Genomic DNA, 23,304 nt, shown 5'->3' with positions numbered 1-23,304 from the left:
GAAAGCAAAGAGACGGAACGCAGCCGCAATTCCATGGCATGCGGAGCCGTACAGAGCGGTGCTAAGGGGCGTTCGAGCAGATCTTCAAGGCGATATGCCGCCGCTTCAGGCCGCCATCGCGTGCTTGCCCGCAAAGACATGGTCGAGGAATTCCGATAGCCAGGCTTTCAGCGCGGCGTCGAAGATCATCCGGCCTTCCAGGTGCTCGCGGCCCTGCTGGGCGTTCGGCATGCAGAAACGATGTTCGCCGTGCACCACCCAGCGCTGCATCATGGCGCGTGTGAGTTCGGCATGGAACTGCAGGCCCCAGGCGTTGGGGCCGTAGCGATAGGCCTGGTTGGGATAGGTCTCGGCCGTCGCCAGCAGATCGGCGCCGTGCGGCAGTTCGAAACCCTCGCGGTGGAAGTGATAGACCATCTGCGGCCAGCGCATCAGCAGCCGGCCCTTTTCCGTCGGCTGCAATGCATACCAGCCGATCTCGGTCTTGCCATCGTCGCGCGCCTTTACCTTGGCGCCGAGGTGGCGGGCGAGCAGCTGCGCGCCGAGGCAGATGCCGAGATAGGGCCGGTTCTCCTTGAGCGGAATCTTCAGCCAGTCGGTCTCGGTCTTGATGAAGTCGTCGGGATCGTTGGCACTCATGGGGCCGCCGAAGACCACGGCGCCGGCATGCGCTTCGAGCGTCTGGGGTAGGGGATCGCCAAGGACCGGGCGGCGGATATCGAGATCATAGCCCTTCTCCAGCAGCATCTGGCCGACGCGGCCGGGGCTGGAGCGTTCCTGATGCAGGACGATCAATATCGGGCGGCCAGCGCTCTTCGGCGCTTCAATCATCATTGCCTGTCTCCACCCTGGAACCGGGCGCGCGTGCTGCTGCTTCCTGGCGCTTCATGATGCGCTCGCGGTCGGAAATGCCCATGAGATCGGCGATGCGCCAGATCGCGTGGTCTTCCATCTCGCTGCGCTCGCCATCGGCATAGACGATATCCCAGAGGATACCGAGGAGTTCGAGCCTTTGGGTGCTGTCGAGGTGGCGCTTCAGGTCCGAGGTAAAGCGATAATAGTCGACAGCCTCGCTTTCAGCCTCCTCGCCGGCGGCGATCAGACGGTCGAGCTGGCGGCCATCCAGACCGTATTGGTCCTTCAGGAGCTTGCGCAGCCTTTTCTTCTCGCTGTTCTCGATCTTGCCGTCCGCCTCCATCACCTGGATACAGAGCGCCGCGACGGCGACGCGCGGGTCGTCGGGTGCAAAGCCGGATCTGGGGTGGTCCTGGGTCAGGTTATGAAGGAATTCCTGAAAGCGTTCAAACATCCGTATCCATTCTCAAAGCAAACCGAGCAGGGTTCTTGGGGCACCATGCTCCATCTTTTTGTTTCCATGCAATTCCGGACGCAAAACCGCTGCGCACTTTTGCTGGAATTGCATCAGAACAACTTGAGCCGTGTCTTGGGTTCCGGTTCAAGCCTTCTATCTTTCACGCCCGGATCGTCCGGCGCGCCACCGAAGAAGGGTCGCTGTTCCGACGGCTGCTGCGGCGTTGCGGCAGCCGCGCTCGGCGCGGGCTTTGCCGTTGCGGGCTCCAATTCCATGACATAGGTATCGGCCGTCGGCGATGCAACTTTCGGTGAATTCTGCGCCTCCGTCGTGGTTGCAGGCGCTGCCTCACGCATGGGGGGAAGCGACTTCAGCGCCGCATCGACCGATACCGTGGAGCCCTCTTCCACTGGCCCCTCGATCTGGCCGAAGGGTGCTTTCCATTCGAAGGCGTCGAGACGGCCGGTGACCGGCGACAGCGGCAACCATTTCTCCGATACGAAGCCATCGGCGACCCAGGCGGGATCGCGCGGCGCACGCAACGCCTGCGCCATCCAGTGACGGACGCGGCCCTGATCTCCGGTTTCGGCCTCCTCGATGTCGGCCAGCAGCAGGAAAGCGCCTTCACGCGCATCGATCCGCGCTGCGGCTTCGGCCTTGGCCCGGGCCTTGCCGAAATCGCCGGCGTCCATGGCCGCCTTGGCCGTCAGCAGCAGCGCTTCGACATTGTTCGGGCGGATGGCTTCCAGTCGTTCGGCGCGCTTCAGGCGGTCGGTGACGGAATCGCCGCTGCGAGCCCGCACATAGGCCCTGCCGATCTCGGGATGCGGATGTGTCTTCCAGACCTGCTCGAGGATGGAGGCAGCCTTGCGCACCTTGTCCTCGCGAAAGAGGGCCTTTGCCGCAATCAGCGCCGCGGGCACGAAATCGGCGACAAGCTTCAGCGCGGACAGCGCATCGTCGCGGGCGCCGGCCGGATCGCTTTCCAGTTTGTCGTCGGCGCGCGCCGTCAGGAGCACGGCGCGTTGGCGGTTGGCCGTCGTCTTGTCGACGACGTGGGCGACCTTCTGCTGGTCCAGAAGCTTGATGGCGTCGTCCCAGCGGCCGGCCTGGCTGCGATATTCCAGCGTCGCCTGCGCTGCCCAGGGCAGATAGGGCGCCTGGTCGGCGGCCTTCTCGGCATATTGCCGCGCAGCTTCATGGGCACCGAGGCGCTTGGCTTCGAGATAGAGGCCGCGCAGTCCGAGCTCGCGCGTTTCCGGATCGTTGGCCATCAGCTCGAACTTCTGGCGTGCCTCGTCGTGCTTGCCTTCGATCAACGCCGCCTGCGCTTCCAGCAGGTTGATGAGCGGCTCCTGATCGGCACGGATGAGGCCACGGGTGCGGGCGGCCATCTTGCGGGCGAGCAATGCATTGCCGGCGCCGGCCGCGATCAGGCCGGTCGAAAGCGCCTGATAGCCGCGATCGCGCTTGCGGGCGCGGAAATAGCGGGTGACGGAATGCGGCGACGTCCAGATCAGCCGCACGAACCACCAGAGAATCATGACGGCGGCGACCAATGCGATCAGGATCGCGGCGGCGACGATCAGCTTGGTCTGGTAAAGCTGGCCTTCCCACACCAGCGAGAGATCGCCGGGGCGGTCCGCCAGCCAGGAAAAACCATAGCCGAGAGCGAGGATAAGAATGGCGAAGATAAGCAGTCTGATCATTGCCGCGCTCCGTCCTTAATTCTGTTTCCCGGTATTGGCGATCGCCTTCGACAGGGCATCGCTTACCAGATCCTCGACGCGGATGCGGGCCTCCAGCGATTGCTTGAAGGCGGCGGAAGCCGACTTGGCTGCGTCGGGCAGGTTGTTCCACTCCGTCACGGCACCCGGCAGATCGCCATTCCTGACCTTGTCCTCGAAACGGGCGGCGATGGCATCGATGCCGTCGCCGGGGACGTTGCCGACGGGACGAACCTGGACCAGCGACTTGGCGCTCGACATCAGGCGGTCGCTCCAGCTCTGGTTCGGATCGTCGGTCTGGGCCGTCGCGACGATCGCCGTCGCCACGTCGGAAACCTGACGGATCAGGTCGGCGCGGGAGGGAACGCCGGTCTGGGCGAAGTTCTTGAGATCGGCGACGGCTGGATCGTCCGATGCGACATTGGCGAAGGTGTCGAGTTCGGGCTGGAAGGGGCCGCCGCGGTCGATGGCGGCCTTCAGCGCAGCCGCCGCGATCGCGCGGGCAACGGCACTCTCCTGGCTCGGTCCGCTCAGCTTCTTTTCGGCATCGTCGAGACGCTTGCTGACTTCGGCATCGGATGTGGCCTGAGTCTGGGTCGCCTTGCTGAGATCCGCCTTCAGCTGCTCGACTTCGCCGCTCAGCGAAGCGATCTTCTGGTCCGATGCCGCATTTGTTTCGCCCGATCCGCCCGCCGAAGCGCCATTGGCAGCGCTGGTCTCAAGGGCGGCGACGCGGGCCGCAAGCGTTTCGTCCGGCTTGGCCGCGGGCGCGGCGGCGAGATTGGCGACGCTCTGCTTGAGGCCATCGATCTCTGCATTCAATGCGGCGATATCGGCGGACGTGTCCTTGCCGCTACGGCCGCCGGGCAAGACGCCGGCATATTGCAGGGCGCCCGCGCAGACGAGCGCAATCAAACCGCCGACGATGCCGGCCGCGACAAGGCCGGAGGTCGACCCTTCCCGCCGCGGCTGCTGTGGCTGCTCGGCATAGGAAGGAGCGGGATCGGCGTGCCGTGCCGATGCCTGCGGCTCTTCCGGCTCGGAAGCGGAGACAGGCTCCTGCACGTCTTTGCGAAGCGGCTCCCTCTCCGCTTCGAGCGGCATTTCCACTTCATTGGCGGATGAGGAGCCGAATTCGTCGTGACTGCGCTCGGTGATATCTTCGGGCGCCGCGTCCTGCGCAGTTTTTTCGGCTTCCAGGTCGATCGTGACCGGCTCGTCGTTGGGCTTCGAATGGTTAGGCGGTTTTCCCGGTACCATGAGGTCCTCTTTTCATGCGCTGGAACGAAGTTAGACAGACAAGACGATTATGGAAAGGCCTTACATCAAAATTGCGGCCTCACGCGTGGATCAGAAGCGTCAGAAGCCGGTCTTCGGTCGGCATGTCGGCGATATCGACATGCGAACGCATCGATGCGGGAATCGCTTCGGCGATGGCCTCGCTCAGGCAGAGGAACCGCATGTCCGCGAAGACTTCGGGGTTCCTTTCGACGAAAGGCAGGCTGAAAAGGCGTTTGGCCGTCTGATGGGAATAAAGCAGTACGGCATCCGCCCGGATCTCGACGAAAAGCCGGCGGAGAACGGCATCGTCGGGGCTAAGGTCGCGCATGCGGTAGCATTCGACCGTTAGGAACGGCAGGCGCAATTCCTCCAATCTCGTTTCGAACCCGGCTGCGCGGGGAGAGCCGGCGAGATAAAGGAGAGGGGTGGCGTTCAGGCTTGCCGGGTGGCTTGAAATAAGGGTCGCGAGTTCGGTGCCCCCACCCTCCGATACGACGATAGTGTCAAATCCCAGGCCCGCCGCTTCTTTGGCCGTTGCCTTGCCGACGGCAAAGAGCGGACGAGACAGATGCGGTTTCAGATCCGATGACAATGCTGCCAGCACCCGGATCGCCTCGGCACTGGTGACGGCGATGGCGCCCTCAGTCTGTCGAAGCGCTTGCTTCGCCTCCTCCAGGCGATGGACTGGTTCTGCCAGCGGCAGCAGCAGGGGCTCGTGTCCCATCTGCGCCAGCCGCCGCACGGTGCGTTCACCCGAATGCCGAGGGCGGGTGACGACGACGCGCATCGTTCGTCAGGTCCAGTCTTCGAAGAAGGTGCTGCCAGCCTCGGCGCGGATCGCCTGGCCGGCATTGATGCCGAGCGCCTCGGCATCGCGCCGGTGGCCTTCGATGGTGGTCGTGTGCACCTGCCTGCCATCCGGGGTGAGGATCATGCCGAAGAAGCGCAGATGATCGCCTTCGCAGATTGCGTAGCCGGCTATCGGCGTGCGACAGGAGCCGTCAAGCGCGGCCAGGAAGGCCCGCTCGCAGGATACGGTATCGAAGGTCGGCCCGTCGTTGATGGCGGCAAGCAGGTCGTTCATCCGCGCGTCGTCGATTCGGCTTTCGATAGCGATCGCGCCTTGCGCAGGTGCCGGCGGGAATTCGTCCGGGTCGAGAATATCCGTGATGATTTCGACCATGCCGAGCCGCTTCAGGCCGGCGAGCGCCAGCAATGTCGCGTCGGCCTGTCCCTCTTCCAGCTTGCGGAGACGGGTCTGGACCGAACCGCGGAAGGTGATGACGTTGATATCCGGGCGCAGGCGGCGGATCAGCGCCTGGCGGCGCAGCGAGGCCGAGCCGACGGTCGCGCCATGCGGCAGCTCGGTCAGTTTCGGCGCGGTGCGGCCGATGACGGAATCGCGAATGTCCTCGCGCGGCAGGTAGGCCGTCAACGCCAGGCCTTGCGGCAGCTTGGTCGCCATGTCTTTGGCCGAGTGCACGGCGAAGTCGAGCTCGCCCGAAGTCAGCTTCTCTTCAAGCTCCTCCGTGAACAGGCCCTTGCCGCCAATTGCCGCCAGCGAGCGGTCGGTGATGCGGTCGCCCTTGGTCGTGAGAACGACGATTTCGAACATCTCCTCCGGAAGGCCATGGGCCGCCATCAGACGGTCGCGTGCCTCGTGCGCCTGGGCGAGCGCCAGCGGGCTGCCGCGCGTGCCGATCCGGAAAGGTTTTGTTTGCATCCGCTTTGATCCGTTGTTACCGACAGTTCCCGTAACCATATTTCCGCTTTACCGCAATCGACCTGTAGGCAACGAACATTCTCCATGGCACCCATTCTTCGTATTCTCGGCATCGAAACAAGCTGCGACGAAACCGCTGCAGCCATTGTCGAGCGCCGGGATGACGGCACGCCCACGGTTTGTTCCGATGTCGTCCTCAGCCAGTTGGACGAGCATAGCGCCTATGGCGGCGTCGTGCCGGAAATTGCCGCGCGGGCGCATGTCGAGGCGCTGGATACGCTGATCGACGAGGCATTGAAACGCGCCAATGTGTCGCTCTCGGACGTCGACGCCATCGCCGCGACGTCAGGCCCGGGCCTCATTGGCGGGTTGCTCGTCGGCCTGATGACCGGCAAGGCGATCTCGCGTGCCACAGGCAAGCCATTATACGCCATCAACCATCTGGAAGGCCATGCCCTGACGGCGCGGCTGACGGACGGGCTTGGCTTTCCCTATCTCATGCTGCTCGTTTCCGGCGGCCATACCCAGCTGATCCTGGTGCGCGGCGTCGGCGAATACGAGCGCTGGGGGACGACTATCGACGATGCTCTCGGCGAAGCCTTCGACAAGACGGCGAAACTGCTGGGATTGCCCTATCCCGGCGGCCCGGCCGTGGAAGCCGCCGCGAAAAGCGGCAATCCGGACCGCTTCGATCTTCCCCGGCCGCTGGTCGGCGAGGCGCGCCTCGACTTTTCCTTTTCCGGCCTGAAGACGGCCGTGCGGCAGGCGGCGACGGCGATTGCGCCTGTCACGGAGCAGGATATCGCCGATATCTGCGCATCTTTCCAGAAGGCGATCTCGCGCACCTTGAAGGACCGCATCGGCCGCGGGCTGCAACGGTTCAAGGCGGAATTCCCGAAGATGGCGGACAAGCCGTCGCTGGTGGTGGCAGGCGGCGTTGCCGCCAATCTCGAGCTGCGCCGCACGCTGCAGGAGCTTTGCGATGCCAACGGCTTCCGCTTCATCGCGCCGCCATTGAGATTGTGTACGGACAATGCCGTCATGATCGCCTGGGCGGGACTTGAGCGCATGGCGACGGGCAGGGCACCTGACGATCTCGACGTGCAGCCGCGTTCGCGCTGGCCGCTGGATCAGAAGGCGGAAACTCTGCTCGGGCACGGCAAGCGAGGAGCGAAAGCATGAGCGGCAGGGAGCGGATCGCAGTCATCGGCGCAGGCGCTTTCGGCACGGCGCTTGCAGCCGTCATCGCGCTCACCGGCCGCAGCGACGTGACGCTCGTCGGACGCAACGCCGGGCTGATGGCGGATCTTGCCGCCGATCGCATGCATGATGCCGTGCTGCCCGGCATCGAACTTCCGGATTCGCTGGAGTTTTCCGCCGAGCCGGATGCAGTTTCCAATGCCGGCATCGTGCTTTTCGCCATGCCCTCGCAGGCGCAGGCCGATGCTGCCCGGCACTATGGTCCTTATCTTGCCGAGGATGCCATCGTCGTGACCTGCGCCAAGGGCATCGACAAGGTTTCCGGCGATCTGCTGACCGACATGCTGGAGCGGGAGCTGCCGGAGCACGCCGTCGCCGTTCTCTCCGGGCCGGGTTTTGCCGCCGATATCGCCAAGGGCCTGCCGACCGCCATGGCGATCGCCGCGGCCGACATGGCCGTGGCGGAAAGGCTTGCCCAGGCTATTTCCGGCCCGACCTTCCGTCTCTATGCATCGGACGACCGCATCGGCGTGCAGCTCGGCGGCGCGCTGAAGAATGTTCTCGCCATTGCCTGCGGCATCGTCGAGGGCCGAGGGATCGGCGATTCCGCGCGCGCGGCGCTGATCAGCCGCGGTCTCGCCGAAATGTCGCGCTTCGTCGCGGCCAAGGGCGGCAAGGCGGAAACGGTGCGCGGGCTTTCGGGCCTCGGCGACCTCGTGCTGACGGCCACCAGCCATCAATCCCGCAATCTCAGATTTGGTATCGCGCTTGGCCAGGGCGACATCGTCGACCCGGCGCACGGCACACTGGTCGAAGGCGCCTATGCCGCATCCATCGCCGCGCGGCTCGCCCACGAATTCGGCGTCGACATGCCGATCACCGACGCAGTTTCCGCCATCATCGACGGCAAGCTCGACATCACGGCCGCTATCGGGCAATTGATGACGCGGCCGATCACCACGGAATAGCTTGAATGTCACCGACGCTCTGGATATATTACTGGATATATCGGAGGGTCTGATGAGCAACTCGCAAAAACGCGCAATTCAGAACTACCGCTCCCGTCTTGGCGAGCGCGGTCTCGCTCGTTTTGAGGTGCTTGGGCTCGATAGTGATAAAGCTCTCATCAGGGATATGGCGCGGCGACTGGCAGAGGGCGGAACGCAATCGGCCCAGATTCGCGATGTCCTGATGAAAACAGTTTCGGGCGAACCGCCGAAAAAGGGCGGCGTTTACGCTTGGCTACGCAGTTCGCCGCTCGTCGGAGCCGACATCGATCTCGAAAGGGTAAGAACCGAAGTGCGCGAGATCGATCTTTGACGCGCTATTTGCTGGATACCAATATCATCAGCAACACTATCAAACCCGAACCGTCGCCGTATCTCGTGCGATGGTTTGAGGCTCAATTGGATCACAATCTTTTCATCGCAGCGTCCACGATCGCCGAAATTCGGCGCGGCATCCTGATCATGTCGAAGGGGCGCAAGCGTGATGATCTCGAATCCTGGTTTCTTGGTAGTCAGGGACCGCAAGTCTATTTTGCCGGGCGTATCCTCCCGTTCGAGGAGAACGCTGCTTTGATCTGGGCTCAACTCATGGCGGAAGGCAAGGCGGTGGGAAGGCAACGTGATCCTATGGACATGTTGATTGCCTCTGTTGCAATTGCGAATGATTGCATTATCGCTACCCATAACGAAGCCGATTTCTGGGGCCTCGATATCATCAATCCCCTTCGCGCAGAAATGTGATGACCTCTCGCGATTGAGGCTTTATCCGTCACTATCGATAGTTTCGATTTTATTGGGAGAACCAAACCATGCTGTTCGCCTTTGTCTGCAAGGACAAGCCCGGTTACCTGAATGTCCGCATGGAGACGCGCCCGGCGCATGTGGAACACCTGAACAAGCTCAATGCCGAAGGGACGCTGAAGATGGCGGGTCCTTTCCTCGACGCGGAAGGCAAGCCGAACGGCAGCCTGGTCATCGTCGATGCCGAAAGCGTCGAAGCGGCCGTCGCGATCGCCGATGCGGATCCTTACACGAAGGCCGGCCTGTTCGAGAGCGTCGAGATCAAGCCGTTCAACTGGGTCTTCAACAATCCGGGGGCATGAGACATGGCGCACTGGCTTTATAAATCCGAGCCGTCCTCCTGGTCCTGGCAGCAGCAGAAGGATGCCGGCGACAAGGGAACCGAGTGGACCGGCGTGCGCAACTATCTCGCCCGCAACAACATGCGGGCCATGCAGATCGGCGACAAGGGCTTCTTCTATCATTCCAACGACGGGCTGGAGATCGTCGGCATCGTCGAGGTTTGCGCGCTGGCACATCCCGATTCGACCGCCAAGGACGATCCGCGCTGGGAATGCGTCGATATCCGCGCCGTCCGCGACATGCCGAAGCCGGTGTCCTTAAAGGACGTCAAGGCCAATCCGAAGCTTTCGCAGATGGCACTCGTCACCTCCATGCGGCTCTCCGTTCAACCTGTCACAGATGAGGAATATGCCGAAGTCTGCCGCATGGGCGGCCTGGACAATCCGCCGGTCTGATCCGGCCTGATTCGGTGGGTGCGGGCTCCTTGAAAACCGATCCTGAAAGCTTCATCCGCGCCAACACCAGCCTGATGGCGCCGCCGCATGTGCCGGAGATCCGGCTGCATCTGGCGAGCGAGGCGCATGAGCTGTGGCTGAAGACGGAAGAGGAGCTGGAAGAGATCGGCCTGCCGCCGCCCTTCTGGGCCTTCGCCTGGGCGGGCGGCCAAGGCCTGGCACGCTATATCCTCGATCATCCCGAGGCCGTGGTCGGCAGGACCGTGCTCGACTTTGCCAGCGGCTCCGGGCTTGTCGCCATCGCGGCCAGGCAAGCGGGCGCAAGCCATGTGCTTGCCGTCGACATCGACCCGTGGGCAGGTACTGCCATCCGACTTAATGCCGTCGAAAATGGCGTCGCTCTCGAATTTTCCAGTGAGAATATCGTCGGCCGGGCCGTGGATGCGGACGTAATTCTCGCCGGCGACGTCTTCTATGATCGCGATTTTGCCGCCGGCCTCGTTCCCTGGCTGCGCCGCTTGGCGGGCGAAGGGAGGGCCGTTCTGGTCGGCGATCCCGGCAGGGCCTATCTTCCCAAGGACCGCCTGGAAGAGCAGGCGACTTACCAGGTGCCGGTGACGCGGGCGCTGGAGGACAGCGAGGTCAAGAAAACCACGGTCTGGCGATTTCTCGCCGGCTAGAACGCCGCTTCATATCTCTTCTGAAAATGCTCTGGCCCGTCAGTGCCGGATAACGCACACGCCGGCTTCGTATGAGCAAGGATTACCGGCATAGCGGACGTTGATGACCTTTGCCCGCGGCCTTGGCTGCGTCACGGCGGGGCGGGCATAGGGATTGTAGCCGCCATAGCCCAATACGTACGTGCCGCCATTGGCATGATAGACGTCGGCCGTCCCGGCATAGGTGCCGGCGTTCGCGGCGTCGCGCCGCTCCATGACCACGATCCTGGCCGGCTGCTGCAGCCCGGCGCCCTGTGGCTCGGAAATCTGGTGCAGGCGTACGATGCCCGAATGGTTGTGATGATGCCTGTGTCGATAGTCGTCCGCCGACGCCTGCGTCGAGGAAAGAATGGCTGCTGCCGCCAAAACGAGCGCTGCTGCCTTTAAAAGATGCGGCGTCATGATTCGTCCTCCGCTTCGGTCCGTTAATGAAAACTTAACGGCAGATTGCCCCAAGACTGGCGCGAAGTCCACGTCAGGGTTGCCGAAATGGTAAATAGCCCGGAATGGGAAGCTCGTCGTTGCATGCTCGCTAAAGTGCAGAGCGACCCCAATCGATTAAATTCAATGCAGGCATCAATTGTGCTTGTCGATAGGCATTTCGGCGATTAATGGTCGCAATGATGCAACGCACACTGCACGTCTTTGCGCGCGCGTTGCCCCGGAGATCCGGGTTCTAAGCGTATCGTAACGCCGCGAGGTTCTGATGGCGAACGTCACACAAAGCCGGCCACTGTCGCCGCATCTGCAAATCTACAAACCCATTCCCACCATGGTCATGTCGATCGTCCACCGCATTACCGGTGGTGCGCTCTACTTCGGCACGCTGCTGGTCGCCTGGTGGCTGATCGCCGCCGCGACGGGCCAGGCCTATTTCGACCTGGTCAACTGGATCATGGGCACGATCATCGGCCGGATCATCCTGCTTGGCTACACCTGGGCGCTGCTGCACCATCTGATCGGCGGTCTGCGTCACTTCGTCTGGGACCTCGGGCACGGCTTCGATCCCGCCGTCTCGACCAGGATGGCCAAGCTCACGCTCGTCGCCTCGATCTGTCTGACCGCGCTGGTCTGGATCATCGGCATCGTCATCCGGCTGGGTTGATTGGCATGATTGTTCCCGAAAGCGTTCGAACGCTTTTCGGGATCATGTGCTTTAAAGGATATTTCTCATGGATATGCGCACTCCTCTGGGCAAAGTCCGCGGTCTCGGTTCCGCCAAGGAAGGCACCGATCATTTCTGGCGTCAGCGCCTGACCGCGGTTGCCAACGTTCCACTCTTCCTCTTCTTCGTCATCTTCCTGATGATCTACGCCGGCGCGCCCTACGCGGAAGTCGTGCACGCGCTGTCGAACCCGCTCGTCGCCGTCATCATGGGCCTGATGGTGGTCTCCGGCATCATTCACATGAAGCTCGGCATGCAGGTCATCATCGAGGACTATGTCCACGGCGAATTCGGCAAGATCGTCCTTCTCATGCTCAACACGTTCTTCGCGATCGTCATGGCGGGGCTCTGTCTTTTCGCCATTCTGAAGATCGCGTTCGTAGGATAAATGCATCATGGCACCGAACTCATCCACTCAGAATGGGCCTGCTCAAAACGGGAAAGCCTACAAGTATGTCGATCACTCCTATGACGTGATCGTCGTCGGCGCCGGCGGCGCCGGCCTGCGCGCAACGCTCGGCATGGCCGAGCAGGGCTTCCGCACCGCCTGCATCACCAAGGTCTTCCCGACGCGTTCGCACACCGTCGCAGCCCAGGGCGGCATCGCGGCTTCGCTGCAGAACATGACGCCGGACAGCTGGCAGTGGCACCTGTACGACACCGTCAAGGGCTCGGACTGGCTCGGCGACGTCGACGCCATGCAGTATATGGTCATGGAAGCGCCGAAGGCCGTCTACGAGCTCGAGCACTACGGCGTGCCCTTCTCGCGCAACGAAGAAGGCAAGATCTATCAGCGCCCGTTCGGCGGCCACATGCAGAACTTCGGCGAGGGACCGCCGGTGCAGCGCACCTGCGCAGCCGCCGACCGCACCGGCCACGCCATCCTGCATACGCTTTACGGCCAGTCGCTGCGCAACAACGCCGAATTCTTCATCGAGTATTTCGCGCTCGACCTCATCATGTCCGACGATGGCAGCCGCTGCACAGGCGTCGTTGCCTGGTGCCTCGATGACGGCACGATCCATCGTTTCGCCGCCAAGATGGTGGTGCTGGCGACCGGCGGCTACGGCCGCGCCTATTTCTCGGCGACGTCGGCCCACACCTGCACCGGCGACGGCGGCGGCATGGTGGCCCGTGCCGGCCTGCCGCTGCAGGACATGGAATTCGTGCAGTTCCATCCGACCGGCATCTACGGTTCGGGATGTCTGATCACCGAAGGCGCGCGCGGCGAAGGCGGCTATCTCGTCAATTCCGAGGGCGAGCGCTTCATGGAGCGCTATGCTCCTTCGGCGAAGGACCTTGCCTCGCGCGACGTGGTTTCGCGCTGCATGACGCTGGAAATCCGCGAGGGTCGCGGCGTCGGCAAGAATAAGGACCATATCTTCCTGCATCTCGACCATCTCGATCCGGCCGTGCTGCATGAGCGCCTGCCTGGTATTTCCGAGAGCGCGCGCATCTTCGCCGGCGTCGACGTGACCCGTGAGCCGATCCCGGTGCTGCCGACGGTCCATTACAACATGGGCGGCATTCCCACCAACTATTGGGGTGAGGTGCTGAATGCCGACAGCAGCAATCCCGAGCGAATCCTGCCGGGCCTGATGGCCGTCGGCGAAGCCGGCTGCGCCTCGGTGCACGGCGCCAACCGCCTGGGCTCCAACTCGCTGATCGACCTCGTGGTGTTCGGCCGCGCCGCCGCCATTCGCGCCGCCCAGGTCATCGACCGCAACAGCCCGGTTCCGGCGGTCAACGTGGCCGCCTGCGACAAGATCATGGAACGCTTCGATCGCCTGCGCCATGCCAGCGGCGGCACGCCGACGGCTGCCCTTCGCGAGAAGATGCAGCGCGCCATGCAGGAAGATGCCGCCGTGTTCCGCACCCAGGAATCGCTGGAATCCGGCTGCCGCCGCATTTCGGAGATCTGGAAGGACATGTCCGACATCAAGGTAACCGACCGTTCGCTGATCTGGAATTCCGACCTCGTCGAAACGCTGGAGCTGCACAATCTGATGGCCAACGCCATCACGACCATCTACGGCGCCGAGGCCCGCAAGGAAAGCCGCGGCTCGCATGCCCGCGAGGACTACACCGAGGGCAAGTTTGCCGGCCGTGACGACGAGAACTGGCGCAAGCATACGCTTGCCTGGGTCAACGACGCCGGTGACGTGAAGCTCGACTATCGTCCCGTTCACACCGACCTGATCGCCGAAGGCATCGATCCGCACAAGATCGAGCCGAAGGCACGCGTGTACTGATCTGAGAGGAACTGACCATGGTTGAACTCGCTCTCCCCAAGAACTCTCAGATGCGCGAAGGCAAGGTCTGGCCGAAGCCGGTCGGCGCCAAGAACACGCGCGAATTCCGCGTCTATCGCTGGAGCCCGGATGACGGCCAGAACCCGAGCATCGACACCTACTACATCGATATCGACGATTGCGGTCCGATGGTGCTCGACGGCCTGCTCTACATCAAGAACAAGATCGATCCGACGCTGACGCTGCGCCGCTCCTGTCGCGAAGGCATTTGCGGCTCCTGCGCGATGAACATCGACGGCACCAACACGCTCGCCTGCACCAAGGGTCTGGACGAGATCAAGGGCACGGTGAAGATCTATCCGTTGCCGCACATGCCCGTCGTCAAGGACCTCGTGCCGGACCTGACGAATTTCTACGCTCAGCACCGATCCATCGAGCCCTGGCTGAAGACGGTATCGCCGCCGCCGGCCAAGGAGTGGAAGCAGAGCCACGAGGACCGCCTGAAGCTCGACGGTCTTTACGAGTGCATCCTTTGTGCCTGCTGCTCGACTTCCTGTCCGAGCTACTGGTGGAATGGCGACCGTTATCTCGGTCCCGCCGTCCTGCTGCAGGCCTATCGCTGGCTCATCGACTCCAGAGACGAAGCCAAGGGCGAACGCCTCGACAATCTCGAGGATCCCTTCCGTCTCTATCGCTGCCACACGATCATGAACTGCGCCCAGACCTGCCCGAAGGGTCTGAACCCGGCTAAGGCAATCGCCGAAATCAAGAAGATGATGGTTGAGCGGCGGGTCTAACCCGCCGTTCCGGTCACTCCCGCGGTGCCGGCGATATTTGATAGGTCCTTGATAAGGCACATGGATCGGAGAGGATGCCGAAATTCGCGGCTTCCCTCCATTTTAGGAGAGGTTCGGCGTATCGCCTTGAAACCACCCGATTCTTGTCCAGCTATGGCCTACGGCAATTTGTGACGGTATCGACTTGATTAACCAAAGTGAAATACGATAATTCGGACATCATTAAACATATCTTTGCAGATGTCAGCGGTGGACAATCATTTAGGAGTGTGATGATGCAGTTTAGATATGCAGTGACGGCTGCGGCGATTGGTCTGTCGCTTGCCGGTTGCCAGCGCACGGCATACAACAACGACAGTTATTCTGCCCCGCCACTGCAGGCCCAGCCTGTTCCTTCCGTTCAATCCAGCCAGCTTCCGCCCGCAGGCGCCGGCAACGGTTCGCAATTTCCGGCTGCTCCGGCAACGGGCGCGGCGAATGCGGGCAATCCGCAGCAACAGCAGGCGATGGCGGCATCCGCCATGGATGTCACGAAGGAATCAATGGTCGGCAGCTGGAAGGTCAGCAATGGCGGATCAAGCTGCGACATGTTCCTGACGTTGACGAACCTCGGCAGCGGCTCGCGCGGCGGTACGCGCGGTTGCGCGGGCGAACTCACCGCGATGGGTTCCTGGGAAGTTTCGGGCAAGCAGGTTCTCCTGAAAAATCGTGACGGCTCGACGATCGGCACGGTCTACAAGACGGCGGATTCGCGCTTTGACGGCTCGACCGCGTCCGGCCAGCCGCTCAGCCTCAGCCGATAAGCATATTTGAAAGGTGCAGCACCCGTTGGGTGCGCTCCTGTTCGCACAGGCGGATATTTCCCCATGCAGCCCATGCCAGATTACTCGATCAGCGTCTGCGAACAGCTAAAGGCGCTGACGGCGTCCGGGTCCCTCCAGGTGGATTCGGCGCAGATGGATGTGGCGAAAATGCTGGACCGCGTGCTTGCCGATCTCAAGCGGAAGCGGCCTGCCGCCAAATCCAGCGCGCTCGGCTGGATGTTTGCCGCACGCAAGAAGTCGGTCGAGACGATCAAGGGCCTTTACATTCACGGCAGTGTCGGACGCGGCAAGACCATGTTGATGGACATGTTCTTCGCCATGGCGCCCTGCCAGAAGAAGCGCCGGGCGCATTTCTTCGAGTTCATGACCGATGTGCACAACCGCATCGCGGCGCAGCGGCTGAAGTTCAAGAACGGCGAGACCAAGCAGGCCGACCCGATCCCGCCGGTTGCCGCCGACCTCTACGCCGAGGCCGAACTGCTTTGCTTCGACGAATTCACCGTTACCGACATTGCCGATGCGATGATCCTGTCGCGGCTGTTTTCCGAGCTGTTCTCGCTCGGCTGCGTGCTGATCGCCACGTCGAACGTGGAGCCGGACAATCTTTATCGTGACGGCCTCAACCGCGGCCTGTTCCTGCCCTTCATCGATCTCCTGAAAAAGTACGTCGATGTGGTGACGCTGGATTCGCCGACGGACTACCGCATGGAGAAGCTGAACAGCCAGCCGGTCTATCTGACGCCGCTCGACCAGCGTGCCGATATGGCGATGGATGCCTCCTGGATGCAGGCGCTGCATGGACGCAAGGCGCTGCCGACGGAGATCCCGATGAAAGGGCGCTCCATTCATGTGCCGCTCGCCGTCGATCGCATGGCGCGCTTCTCCTTCGCCGATCTTTGCGATGCGCCGCTGGGCCCCGCCGATTTCCTCGCCATCGCCGAGCGCTTCGACACGATCTTCCTCGATCATGTGCCGAAGCTCGGCCCGGACAAGCGCAACCAGACGAAGCGTTTCATCATTCTTATCGACACGCTCTACGATCACAATATCCGCCTCTACGTGTCCGCGGCCGCCATGCCGGAGGATCTGCTGGAGGAGCGGCGAGGGACGGAAGGCTTCGAATTCGACCGCACGGCGTCGCGGCTTTTCGAGATGCGCAGCGCCGAATATCTGGCCCAGACTCCGGCCAGGCGCGCTGCCGAGTAACAATTCGGTGACAGAAAATCTTACGTTTACGTAAGATATTTTGTATCTAACCGATTGAAATTCCTGATCTCAAAATAATCAATTGCCAATTTCACCCTTTGGGTCTATGCGATTGACGGCTATTGTGGATGCCTGTCACGGTGTCCCGCCACGGATTTTGATCGCAAAGGATACACCGAAATGGCGCGCAACAAGATCGCACTTATTGGTTCTGGCATGATTGGTGGCACGCTGGCGCATCTCGCCGGCCTGAAGGAACTGGGCGACATCGTCCTGTTCGACATCGCGGACGGCATTCCCCAGGGCAAGGGTCTCGACATCGCCCAGTCTTCTCCGGTTGAAGGTTTCGACGCCAACTTGACCGGCGCCAGCGACTATTCCGCGATCGAAGGCGCCGATGTCTGCATCGTCACCGCCGGCGTTGCCCGCAAGCCGGGCATGAGCCGCGACGATCTGCTCGGCATCAACCTCAAGGTCATGGAACAGGTCGGCGCCGGCATCAAGAAGTATGCCCCGAACGCTTTCGTGATCTGCATCACCAACCCGCTCGACGCCATGGTGTGGGCGCTGCAGAAGTTCTCGGGTCTGCCGACCAACAAGGTCGTCGGCATGGCCGGCGTGCTCGACAGCTCGCGCTTCCGCCTGTTCCTCGCCAAGGAATTCAACGTTTCCGTCGAAGACGTCACCGCTTTCGTTCTCGGCGGCCATGGCGACTCGATGGTTCCGCTCGCCCGCTACTCCACCGTTGCCGGCATCCCGCTGACCGACCTCGTCACCATGGGCTGGCTCACTGCCGAGCGCCTCGAAGAGATCATCCAGCGCACCCGTGACGGCGGCGCCGAGATCGTCGGCTTGCTGAAGACTGGCTCGGCCTACTATGCTCCGGCCGCTTCGGCCATCGCGATGGCTGAATCCTACCTCAAGGACAAGAAGCGCGTCCTGCCTTGCGCCGCGCATCTCGACGGCCAGTACGGCGTGAAGGACATGTATGTCGGCGTTCCCACCGTCATCGGTGCCGGCGGTATCGAGCGCGTCATCGAGATCGATCTGAACAAGGCCGAGAAGGAAGCCTTCGACAAGTCGGTCGCGGCCGTTGCCGGTCTTTGCGAAGCTTGCGCCACCATCGCGCCGTCGCTGAAGTAATTTCCGCGTTCCAACAGGGATAAGTCCATGAACATTCATGAATACCAGGCCAAGGCGCTGCTGAAGACCTATGGCGCACCCGTCGCGGACGGCGTTGCCATCTTCTCCGCCGATGAGGCCGCCGCCGCTGCCAAGCAGCTTCCAGGTCCGCTTTACGTCGTCAAGAGCCAGATCCATGCTGGCGGCCGCGGCAAGGGTAAGTTCAAGGAACTCGGCCCGGACGCCAAGGGCGGCGTTCGCCTGGCCAAGTCGGTTGACGATGTCGTCGCCAACGCCAAGGAAATGCTCGGCCACACGCTGGTGACCAAGCAGACCGGCCCGGCCGGCAAGCAGGTCAACCGCCTCTACATCGAAGACGGCGCCGATATCGATCGCGAGCTTTATCTCTCGATCCTGGTCGACCGCTCGGTCGGTCAGGTCGCTTTCGTCGTTTCGACGGAAGGCGGCATGGACATCGAGACCGTCGCGCACGATACGCCGGAAAAGATCATCACCGTCGCCATCGATCCGTCGACGGGCGTCACGGCCGCCAACTCGGCTGCTCTTTCCGACGCGCTGAAGCTCGAAGGGGCTGCCCGCGAAGACGCTGCCAAGCTCTTCCCGATCCTCTACAAGGCCTTTGTCGAAAAGGACATGGCGCTGCTGGAAGTGAACCCGCTGATCGTCATGACCAACGGCCGCCTCCGCGTCCTCGACGCCAAGGTCTCGTTCGACGGCAACGCGCTCTTCCGTCACGAAGACATCCGCGCCCTGCGCGACACCTCGGAAGAGGACGAGAAGGAAATCCAGGCCCACGAATACGACCTCGCCTATGTCGCGCTCGACGGCAACATCGGCTGCATGGTCAACGGCGCCGGCCTTGCCATGGCGACCATGGACATCATCAAGCTCTATGGCGCCGAGCCGGCGAACTTCCTCGATGTCGGCGGCGGCGCTACCAAGGAAAAGGTCACGGCCGCCTTCAAGATCATCACTGCCGATCCGGCCGTCCAGGGTATTCTGGTCAACATCTTCGGCGGCATCATGAAGTGCGACGTCATTGCCGAAGGCGTGCTTGCGGCCGTCAAGGAAGTCGGTCTGAAGGTTCCGCTCGTCGTGCGCCTCGAAGGCACCAACGTCGAGCTCGGCAAGAAGATCATCAACGAATCCGGTCTCAACGTCATCTCTGCCGATGACCTGGACGATGCCGCCCAGAAGATCGTTAAGGCAGTCAAGGGAGCCTGAGGCAAGATGTCGATCCTCATCAACAAAGATACGAAGGTTCTGGTTCAGGGCCTGACCGGCAAGACCGGTACTTTCCACACCGAGCAGGCGCTTGCCTATCACGGCACGAAGATGGTCGGCGGTATCCACCCCTCCAAGGGTGGCGAGACCTGGACTGGCTCCAAGGGCGAAAAGCTGCCGATCTTCAAGTCGGTCGCCGAAGGCAAGGAAGCCACCGGCGCCAACGCCTCGGTCATCTACGTGCCGCCGGCAGGCGCCGCAGCCGCGATCCTCGAAGCGATCGAAGCCGAGATCCCGCTCATCGTCTGCATCACGGAAGGCATTCCGGTCGCCGACATGGTCAAGGTCAAGGATCGCCTCATCAAGTCCAAGTCGCGCCTGATCGGGCCGAACTGCCCGGGCGTCCTGACGCCGGACGAATGCAAGATCGGCATCATGCCGGGCTCCATCTTCAAGAAGGGCTCCGTCGGCGTTCTCTCGCGCTCCGGCACGCTGACCTATGAAGCCGTGTTCCAGACCACGAACGAAGGCCTCGGCCAGACGACGGCCGTCGGTATCGGCGGCGACCCGGTCAAGGGCACGGAATTCATCGACATCCTGGAAATGTTCCTCGCAGACGACGAAACCAAGTCGATCATCATGATCGGCGAAATCGGCGGCTCGGCTGAAGAAGACGCGGCCCAGTTCCTCAAGGACGAAGCCAAGAAGGGCCGCAAGAAGCCGATGGTCGGCTTCATCGCCGGCCGCACGGCACCTCCCGGCCGCACGATGGGCCATGCCGGCGCCGTCATCTCCGGCGGCAAGGGCGGCGCGGAAGACAAGATCGCGGCAATGGAATCGGCAGGCATCCGCGTGTCGCCATCGCCGGCGCGTCTCGGCAAGACTCTGGTGGAAGTCCTCAAGGGCTGACCCTACCTATAGCAAGGCCGGACGGGGTGGCGGCTATCTCGTCCCGTCCGGTTTCGAAATTCGCAGATGCTGACGTACGGCCTTGACGGCCTCAAGTGAAATACGGTCGCCGGGGATCCGAAAACCGGCAATGCAAACAAGTTGGGAGACGGGCGAAAGCGTCCGCAGATTCACCATGGCAAGGCAAGAAGCCAACGAGCAGTTTCAGATCACCTCGTTCCTGGATGGCGCTAACGCTGCCTATATCGAGCAGCTCTATGCGCGCTATGAGGACGATCCTTCATCGGTCTCCGACGAATGGCGGTCTTTCTTCAAGGCGCTCGAGGATAGCCCCGACGACGTGAAGAGGGCGGCCAAGGGCGCCTCCTGGCAGCGCAAGAACTGGCCGATCCCGGCGAAGGGCGACCTGGTGTCCGCGCTCGACGGCGACTGGGGCGTTGTCGAAAAGGTCATCGAGACCAAGCTGAAGGCGAAGGCCGAAGTCGCCGGTACCCCGGCCGACACGACCGACGTCCTGCAGGCGACGCGCGATTCCGTCCGCGCCATCATGATGATCCGTGCCTATCGCATGCGCGGCCATCTGCATGCCAAGCTCGACCCGCTCGGCATCGCCGCTCCCGTCGAAGACTATAAGGAACTGTCGCCGGAAGCTTACGGCTTCACCGAGGCGGACCTCGACCGCAAGATCTTCATCGACAACGTGCTCGGCCTTGAATATGCCAGCGTGCGCGAGATGATCGAGATCCTCGAGCGCACTTACTGCTCGACGCTCGGCGTCGAATTCATGCATATCTCCAATCCGGAAGAGAAGGCATGGATTCAGGAACGCATCGAGGGCGTCGACAAGGGGATCGCTTTCAATCCCGAGCGCAAGAAGGCCATCCTGCAGAAGGTCATCGAAGCCGAGGGCTATGAACAGTTCCTCGACGTCAAGTTCAAGGGCACCAAGCGTTTCGGCCTAGACGGCGGCGAATCGCTGATCCCGGCGCTCGAGCAGATTCTCAAGAGCGGTAGCCAGCTCGGCCTCCGGGAAGCCGTGTTCGGCATGGCCCATCGCGGCCGTCTGAACGTGCTGTCCCAGGTCATGGGCAAGCCGCATCGCGCCATCTTCCACGAGTTCAAGGGCGGCTCCTACGCTCCCGACGAAGTCGAAGGTTCGGGCGACGTGAAGTACCATCTCGGCGCCTCCTCGGATCGCGATTTCGACGGCGCCAAGGTGCACGTCTCGCTGACGGCGAACCCGTCGCATCTGGAAATCGTCAATCCCGTCGTCATGGGCAAGGCCCGCGCCAAGCAGGATATGGGCGCCACCCAATGGGATGGCGACATCATCCCATTGTCGGAACGCGCCAAGGTCGTGCCCTTGCTGATCCACGGCGACGCGGCTTTCGCCGGTCAGGGCGTAACTGCCGAAATCCTCGGCCTGTCAGGCCTGCGCGGTCATCGCGTTGCCGGCACGATGCACGTCATCATCAACAACCAGATCGGTTTCACCACCAATCCGGCCTTCTCGCGCTCGTCGCCCTATCCGTCCGACGTCGCCAAGATGATCGAAGCGCCGATCTTCCACGTCAACGGCGACGATCCGGAAGCCGTGGTTTACGCTGCGAAGATCGCAACCGAATTCCGCATGAAGTTCCACAAGCCTGTCGTGGTCGACCTGTTCTGCTACCGCCGCTACGGCCACAACGAAGGCGATGAACCGTCCTTCACGCAGCCGAACATGTACAAGGTCATCCGCGCCCACAAGACGGTGCTGCAGATCTATTCGCAGCGGCTGATCAGCGAAGGCGTGCTGACCGAAGGCGAAGTCGAGAAGATGAAGGCCGACTGGCGCGCCCATCTCGATCAGGAGTTCGAGGCCGGCCAGTCCTACAAGCCGAACAAGGCCGACTGGCTGGATGGCGAGTGGTCCGGCCTGCACACGGCCGACAATGCCGACGAGCAGCGCCGCGGCAAGACTGCCGTGCCGATGAAGGCGCTGAAGGATATCGGCCGCAAGCTGTCGGAAATCCCGGCAGGCTTCCATGCGCACCGTACCATCCAGCGCTTCATGGAAAACCGCGCCAACATGGTGCAGACCGGCGAGGGCATCGACTGGGCCATGGCGGAAGCCCTGGCGTTCGGTTCGCTCGTCGTCGAAGGCCACAAGATCCGCCTGTCCGGTCAGGATTGCGAACGCGGCACCTTCTCGCAGCGTCATTCGGTTCTCTACGATCAGGAGACCGAAGAGCGCTACATCCCGCTCGCCAACCTGTCGCCGACCCAGGCCCGTTACGAAGTCATCAACTCGATGCTGTCGGAAGAAGCGGTTCTCGGCTTCGAATACGGCTATTCGCTGGCCCGTCCGAACGCGCTGACCCTGTGGGAAGCCCAGTTCGGCGACTTCGCCAACGGTGCGCAGGTCGTCTTCGACCAGTTCATCTCGTCGGGCGAACGCAAGTGGCTGCGCATGTCCGGCCTCGTCTGCCTGCTGCCGCATGGCTATGAAGGCCAGGGTCCGGAACACTCTTCCGCCCGCCTGGAACGCTATCTGCAGCTCTGCGCCGAGGACAACATGCAGGTCGCCAACGTCACGACGCCGGCGAACTACTTCCACATCCTGCGCCGTCAGCTGAAGCGCGACTTCCGCAAGCCGCTGATCCTGATGACGCCGAAGTCGCTGCTGCGCCACAAGCGCGCCGTGTCGACGCTGGCGGAAATGGCGGGCGAAAGCTCGTTCCATCGCCTGCTGTGGGACGATGCCGAACTGATCAAGGACGGCCCGATCAAGCTGCAGAAGGACAACAAGATCCGTCGCGTCGTCATCTGCTCGGGCAAGGTCTACTACGATCTGCTGGAAGAGCGCGAGAAGCGCGGCATCGACGACATCTACCTGCTGCGCATCGAACAGCTCTATCCGTTCCCGGCCAAGGCGCTCATCAACGAGCTCAGCCGCTTCCGCAACGCGGAAATGGTCTGGTGCCAGGAAGAGCCGAAGAACATGGGCGCATGGTCGTTCATCGATCCGTATCTGGAATGGGTGCTCGCCCACATCGATGCCAAGTACCAGCGCGTTCGCTACACCGGCCGTCCGGCCGCCGCCTCTCCGGCGACGGGCCTGATGTCCAAGCATCTGTCGCAGCTTGCGGCGTTCCTCGAGGACGCGCTCGGCGGTTGAGGGGTTGCGCGATGACCGGTTTTCGTTTGAAGATTGCGTCGTCGCGTCCCAGCCTTCCGCATGATGCGACGGGGGAGAAGATGGCCGCCATGCAGAAACATGCCGCCTATCGCCAGG

24 protein-coding genes are annotated in these 23,304 nt (G+C 62.3%); 17 read left to right on the top strand and 7 right to left on the bottom strand.

Annotated features, from left to right (window positions below; translation table 11 throughout):
- Nucleotides 1-105 precede the first annotated feature (105 nt).
- The 6 genes from GR212_RS13400 to hemC form a co-directional block, all read right to left on the bottom strand.
- Nucleotides 106-831 (bottom strand): glutamine amidotransferase, encoded by a 726-nt coding sequence (locus tag GR212_RS13400; protein WP_163987361.1) that lies wholly within the window; start codon nt 829-831, stop codon nt 106-108.
- On the bottom strand, nt 824-1,309 hold the full coding sequence (locus tag GR212_RS13395; RefSeq protein ID WP_092717417.1) for a TerB family tellurite resistance protein: 486 nt from the start codon (nt 1,307-1,309) through the stop codon (nt 824-826). The genes GR212_RS13400 and GR212_RS13395 overlap by 8 nt, the downstream gene beginning before the upstream one ends.
- 113 nt (nt 1,310-1,422) lie before the next feature.
- The gene (locus GR212_RS13390; protein ID WP_163987061.1) at nt 1,423-3,021 is read right to left on the bottom strand and encodes a heme biosynthesis protein HemY; all 1,599 of its coding nucleotides are present in this window, start codon (nt 3,019-3,021) and stop codon (nt 1,423-1,425) included.
- A 15-nt stretch (nt 3,022-3,036) separates the two neighbouring features.
- Nucleotides 3,037-4,299: a hypothetical protein gene (locus GR212_RS13385; RefSeq protein ID WP_163987060.1), complete on the bottom strand. Its 1,263-nt coding sequence runs from the start codon at nt 4,297-4,299 to the stop codon at nt 3,037-3,039.
- Nucleotides 4,300-4,378: 79 nt separating this feature from the next.
- On the bottom strand, nt 4,379-5,107 hold the full coding sequence (locus tag GR212_RS13380; protein ID WP_163987059.1) for a uroporphyrinogen-III synthase: 729 nt from the start codon (nt 5,105-5,107) through the stop codon (nt 4,379-4,381).
- A gap of 6 nt (nt 5,108-5,113) precedes the next feature.
- Nucleotides 5,114-6,043: a hydroxymethylbilane synthase gene (hemC, locus tag GR212_RS13375; RefSeq protein WP_163987058.1), complete on the bottom strand. Its 930-nt coding sequence runs from the start codon at nt 6,041-6,043 to the stop codon at nt 5,114-5,116.
- Between the two features lie 84 nt (nt 6,044-6,127).
- Here hemC and tsaD point away from each other — a divergent pair, with 84 nt between their 5' ends.
- From tsaD to GR212_RS13340, 7 genes are all read left to right on the top strand, one after another.
- On the top strand, nt 6,128-7,225 hold the full coding sequence (tsaD, locus tag GR212_RS13370; RefSeq protein WP_163987057.1) for a tRNA (adenosine(37)-N6)-threonylcarbamoyltransferase complex transferase subunit TsaD: 1,098 nt from the start codon (nt 6,128-6,130) through the stop codon (nt 7,223-7,225).
- Nucleotides 7,222-8,211: an NAD(P)H-dependent glycerol-3-phosphate dehydrogenase gene (locus GR212_RS13365; RefSeq protein WP_163987056.1), complete on the top strand. Its 990-nt coding sequence runs from the start codon at nt 7,222-7,224 to the stop codon at nt 8,209-8,211. The genes tsaD and GR212_RS13365 overlap by 4 nt, the downstream gene beginning before the upstream one ends.
- A gap of 52 nt (nt 8,212-8,263) precedes the next feature.
- Nucleotides 8,264-8,563: a hypothetical protein gene (locus GR212_RS13360; RefSeq protein ID WP_163987055.1), complete on the top strand. Its 300-nt coding sequence runs from the start codon at nt 8,264-8,266 to the stop codon at nt 8,561-8,563.
- The gene (locus tag GR212_RS13355) at nt 8,560-8,991 is read left to right on the top strand and encodes a PIN domain-containing protein (RefSeq protein ID WP_163987054.1); all 432 of its coding nucleotides are present in this window, start codon (nt 8,560-8,562) and stop codon (nt 8,989-8,991) included. Before GR212_RS13360 ends, GR212_RS13355 begins: the two co-directional genes overlap by 4 nt.
- 68 nt (nt 8,992-9,059) lie before the next feature.
- Complete coding sequence (locus tag GR212_RS13350) at nt 9,060-9,353, top strand: YciI-like protein (RefSeq protein WP_163987053.1); 294 nt, start codon at nt 9,060-9,062, stop codon at nt 9,351-9,353.
- Between the two features lie 3 nt (nt 9,354-9,356).
- Nucleotides 9,357-9,788 carry an EVE domain-containing protein gene (locus tag GR212_RS13345; RefSeq protein WP_163987052.1) on the top strand — a complete coding sequence of 144 codons (432 nt, stop codon included), beginning with the start codon at nt 9,357-9,359 and terminating at the stop codon, nt 9,786-9,788.
- Nucleotides 9,789-9,817: 29 nt separating this feature from the next.
- Nucleotides 9,818-10,468 carry a class I SAM-dependent methyltransferase gene (locus tag GR212_RS13340; RefSeq protein WP_163987051.1) on the top strand — a complete coding sequence of 217 codons (651 nt, stop codon included), beginning with the start codon at nt 9,818-9,820 and terminating at the stop codon, nt 10,466-10,468.
- Nucleotides 10,469-10,507: 39 nt separating this feature from the next.
- Here the strand turns inward: GR212_RS13340 and GR212_RS13335 are convergent, their stop codons facing one another.
- Complete coding sequence (locus GR212_RS13335; protein WP_163987050.1) at nt 10,508-10,909, bottom strand: hypothetical protein; 402 nt, start codon at nt 10,907-10,909, stop codon at nt 10,508-10,510.
- 304 nt (nt 10,910-11,213) lie between these two features.
- Between GR212_RS13335 and sdhC the strand changes: the two genes are divergently transcribed.
- From sdhC to GR212_RS13285, 10 genes are all read left to right on the top strand, one after another.
- Nucleotides 11,214-11,612, top strand: a complete 399-nt coding sequence (gene sdhC, locus GR212_RS13330) for a succinate dehydrogenase, cytochrome b556 subunit (protein ID WP_163987049.1) — start codon at nt 11,214-11,216, stop codon at nt 11,610-11,612.
- A gap of 67 nt (nt 11,613-11,679) precedes the next feature.
- The gene (gene sdhD / locus GR212_RS13325) at nt 11,680-12,060 is read left to right on the top strand and encodes a succinate dehydrogenase, hydrophobic membrane anchor protein (RefSeq protein WP_163987048.1); all 381 of its coding nucleotides are present in this window, start codon (nt 11,680-11,682) and stop codon (nt 12,058-12,060) included.
- Nucleotides 12,061-12,067: 7 nt separating this feature from the next.
- The gene (gene sdhA, locus GR212_RS13320; protein WP_163987047.1) at nt 12,068-13,924 is read left to right on the top strand and encodes a succinate dehydrogenase flavoprotein subunit; all 1,857 of its coding nucleotides are present in this window, start codon (nt 12,068-12,070) and stop codon (nt 13,922-13,924) included.
- Nucleotides 13,925-13,941: 17 nt separating this feature from the next.
- Nucleotides 13,942-14,721 (top strand): succinate dehydrogenase iron-sulfur subunit, encoded by a 780-nt coding sequence (locus tag GR212_RS13315; protein WP_047630647.1) that lies wholly within the window; start codon nt 13,942-13,944, stop codon nt 14,719-14,721.
- Nucleotides 14,722-14,996: 275 nt separating this feature from the next.
- Nucleotides 14,997-15,524, top strand: a complete 528-nt coding sequence (locus tag GR212_RS13310) for a protease inhibitor Inh/omp19 family protein (protein ID WP_163987360.1) — start codon at nt 14,997-14,999, stop codon at nt 15,522-15,524.
- 63 nt (nt 15,525-15,587) lie between these two features.
- Complete coding sequence (gene zapE / locus GR212_RS13305; protein WP_163987046.1) at nt 15,588-16,751, top strand: cell division protein ZapE; 1,164 nt, start codon at nt 15,588-15,590, stop codon at nt 16,749-16,751.
- 180 nt (nt 16,752-16,931) lie between these two features.
- Nucleotides 16,932-17,894, top strand: a complete 963-nt coding sequence (gene mdh / locus GR212_RS13300; protein ID WP_163987045.1) for a malate dehydrogenase — start codon at nt 16,932-16,934, stop codon at nt 17,892-17,894.
- A gap of 27 nt (nt 17,895-17,921) precedes the next feature.
- Entirely contained in the window at nt 17,922-19,118 is a 1,197-nt protein-coding gene (gene sucC / locus GR212_RS13295) for an ADP-forming succinate--CoA ligase subunit beta (RefSeq protein WP_163987044.1), read from the top strand.
- 6 nt (nt 19,119-19,124) lie between these two features.
- Entirely contained in the window at nt 19,125-20,027 is a 903-nt protein-coding gene (sucD, locus tag GR212_RS13290; RefSeq protein ID WP_163987043.1) for a succinate--CoA ligase subunit alpha, read from the top strand.
- Nucleotides 20,028-20,202: 175 nt separating this feature from the next.
- Complete coding sequence (locus GR212_RS13285; protein ID WP_163987042.1) at nt 20,203-23,187, top strand: 2-oxoglutarate dehydrogenase E1 component; 2,985 nt, start codon at nt 20,203-20,205, stop codon at nt 23,185-23,187.
- The last annotated feature ends 117 nt before the right edge of the window (nt 23,188-23,304 follow it).

The sequence above is a fragment of the Martinezella lusitana genome, assembly GCF_010668395.1.
GTDB classification, from domain to species: domain Bacteria; phylum Pseudomonadota; class Alphaproteobacteria; order Rhizobiales; family Rhizobiaceae; genus Rhizobium; species Rhizobium lusitanum_A.
Note: the sequence above shows the minus strand (reverse complement) of the source record. Positions and strands in the feature narration are given on the sequence as shown.

Bases quoted from the DNA above. Each gene is read 5' to 3' on its own strand.
- GR212_RS13400 (WP_163987361.1), bottom strand. From the start codon at position 831: ATGATTGAAGCGCCGAAGAGCGCTGGCCGCCCGATATTGATCGTCCTG.
- mdh (WP_163987045.1), top strand. From the start codon at position 16,932: ATGGCGCGCAACAAGATCGCACTTATTGGTTCTGGCATGATTGGTGGC.
- GR212_RS13380 (WP_163987059.1), bottom strand. From the start codon at position 5,107: ATGCGCGTCGTCGTCACCCGCCCTCGGCATTCGGGTGAACGCACCGTG.
- GR212_RS13385 (WP_163987060.1), bottom strand. From the start codon at position 4,299: ATGGTACCGGGAAAACCGCCTAACCATTCGAAGCCCAACGACGAGCCG.
- GR212_RS13315 (WP_047630647.1), top strand. From the start codon at position 13,942: ATGGTTGAACTCGCTCTCCCCAAGAACTCTCAGATGCGCGAAGGCAAG.
- GR212_RS13310 (WP_163987360.1), top strand. From the start codon at position 14,997: ATGCAGTTTAGATATGCAGTGACGGCTGCGGCGATTGGTCTGTCGCTT.
- sdhD (WP_163987048.1), top strand. From the start codon at position 11,680: ATGGATATGCGCACTCCTCTGGGCAAAGTCCGCGGTCTCGGTTCCGCC.
- GR212_RS13285 (WP_163987042.1), top strand. From the start codon at position 20,203: ATGGCAAGGCAAGAAGCCAACGAGCAGTTTCAGATCACCTCGTTCCTG.
- GR212_RS13345 (WP_163987052.1), top strand. From the start codon at position 9,357: ATGGCGCACTGGCTTTATAAATCCGAGCCGTCCTCCTGGTCCTGGCAG.
- GR212_RS13335 (WP_163987050.1), bottom strand. From the start codon at position 10,909: ATGACGCCGCATCTTTTAAAGGCAGCAGCGCTCGTTTTGGCGGCAGCA.
- tsaD (WP_163987057.1), top strand. From the start codon at position 6,128: ATGGCACCCATTCTTCGTATTCTCGGCATCGAAACAAGCTGCGACGAA.
- sdhC (WP_163987049.1), top strand. From the start codon at position 11,214: ATGGCGAACGTCACACAAAGCCGGCCACTGTCGCCGCATCTGCAAATC.
- GR212_RS13390 (WP_163987061.1), bottom strand. From the start codon at position 3,021: ATGATCAGACTGCTTATCTTCGCCATTCTTATCCTCGCTCTCGGCTAT.
- sucC (WP_163987044.1), top strand. From the start codon at position 17,922: ATGAACATTCATGAATACCAGGCCAAGGCGCTGCTGAAGACCTATGGC.
- hemC (WP_163987058.1), bottom strand. From the start codon at position 6,043: ATGCAAACAAAACCTTTCCGGATCGGCACGCGCGGCAGCCCGCTGGCG.
- GR212_RS13360 (WP_163987055.1), top strand. From the start codon at position 8,264: ATGAGCAACTCGCAAAAACGCGCAATTCAGAACTACCGCTCCCGTCTT.
- sdhA (WP_163987047.1), top strand. From the start codon at position 12,068: ATGGCACCGAACTCATCCACTCAGAATGGGCCTGCTCAAAACGGGAAA.
- sucD (WP_163987043.1), top strand. From the start codon at position 19,125: ATGTCGATCCTCATCAACAAAGATACGAAGGTTCTGGTTCAGGGCCTG.
- GR212_RS13350 (WP_163987053.1), top strand. From the start codon at position 9,060: ATGCTGTTCGCCTTTGTCTGCAAGGACAAGCCCGGTTACCTGAATGTC.
- zapE (WP_163987046.1), top strand. From the start codon at position 15,588: ATGCAGCCCATGCCAGATTACTCGATCAGCGTCTGCGAACAGCTAAAG.
- GR212_RS13395 (WP_092717417.1), bottom strand. From the start codon at position 1,309: ATGTTTGAACGCTTTCAGGAATTCCTTCATAACCTGACCCAGGACCAC.
- GR212_RS13365 (WP_163987056.1), top strand. From the start codon at position 7,222: ATGAGCGGCAGGGAGCGGATCGCAGTCATCGGCGCAGGCGCTTTCGGC.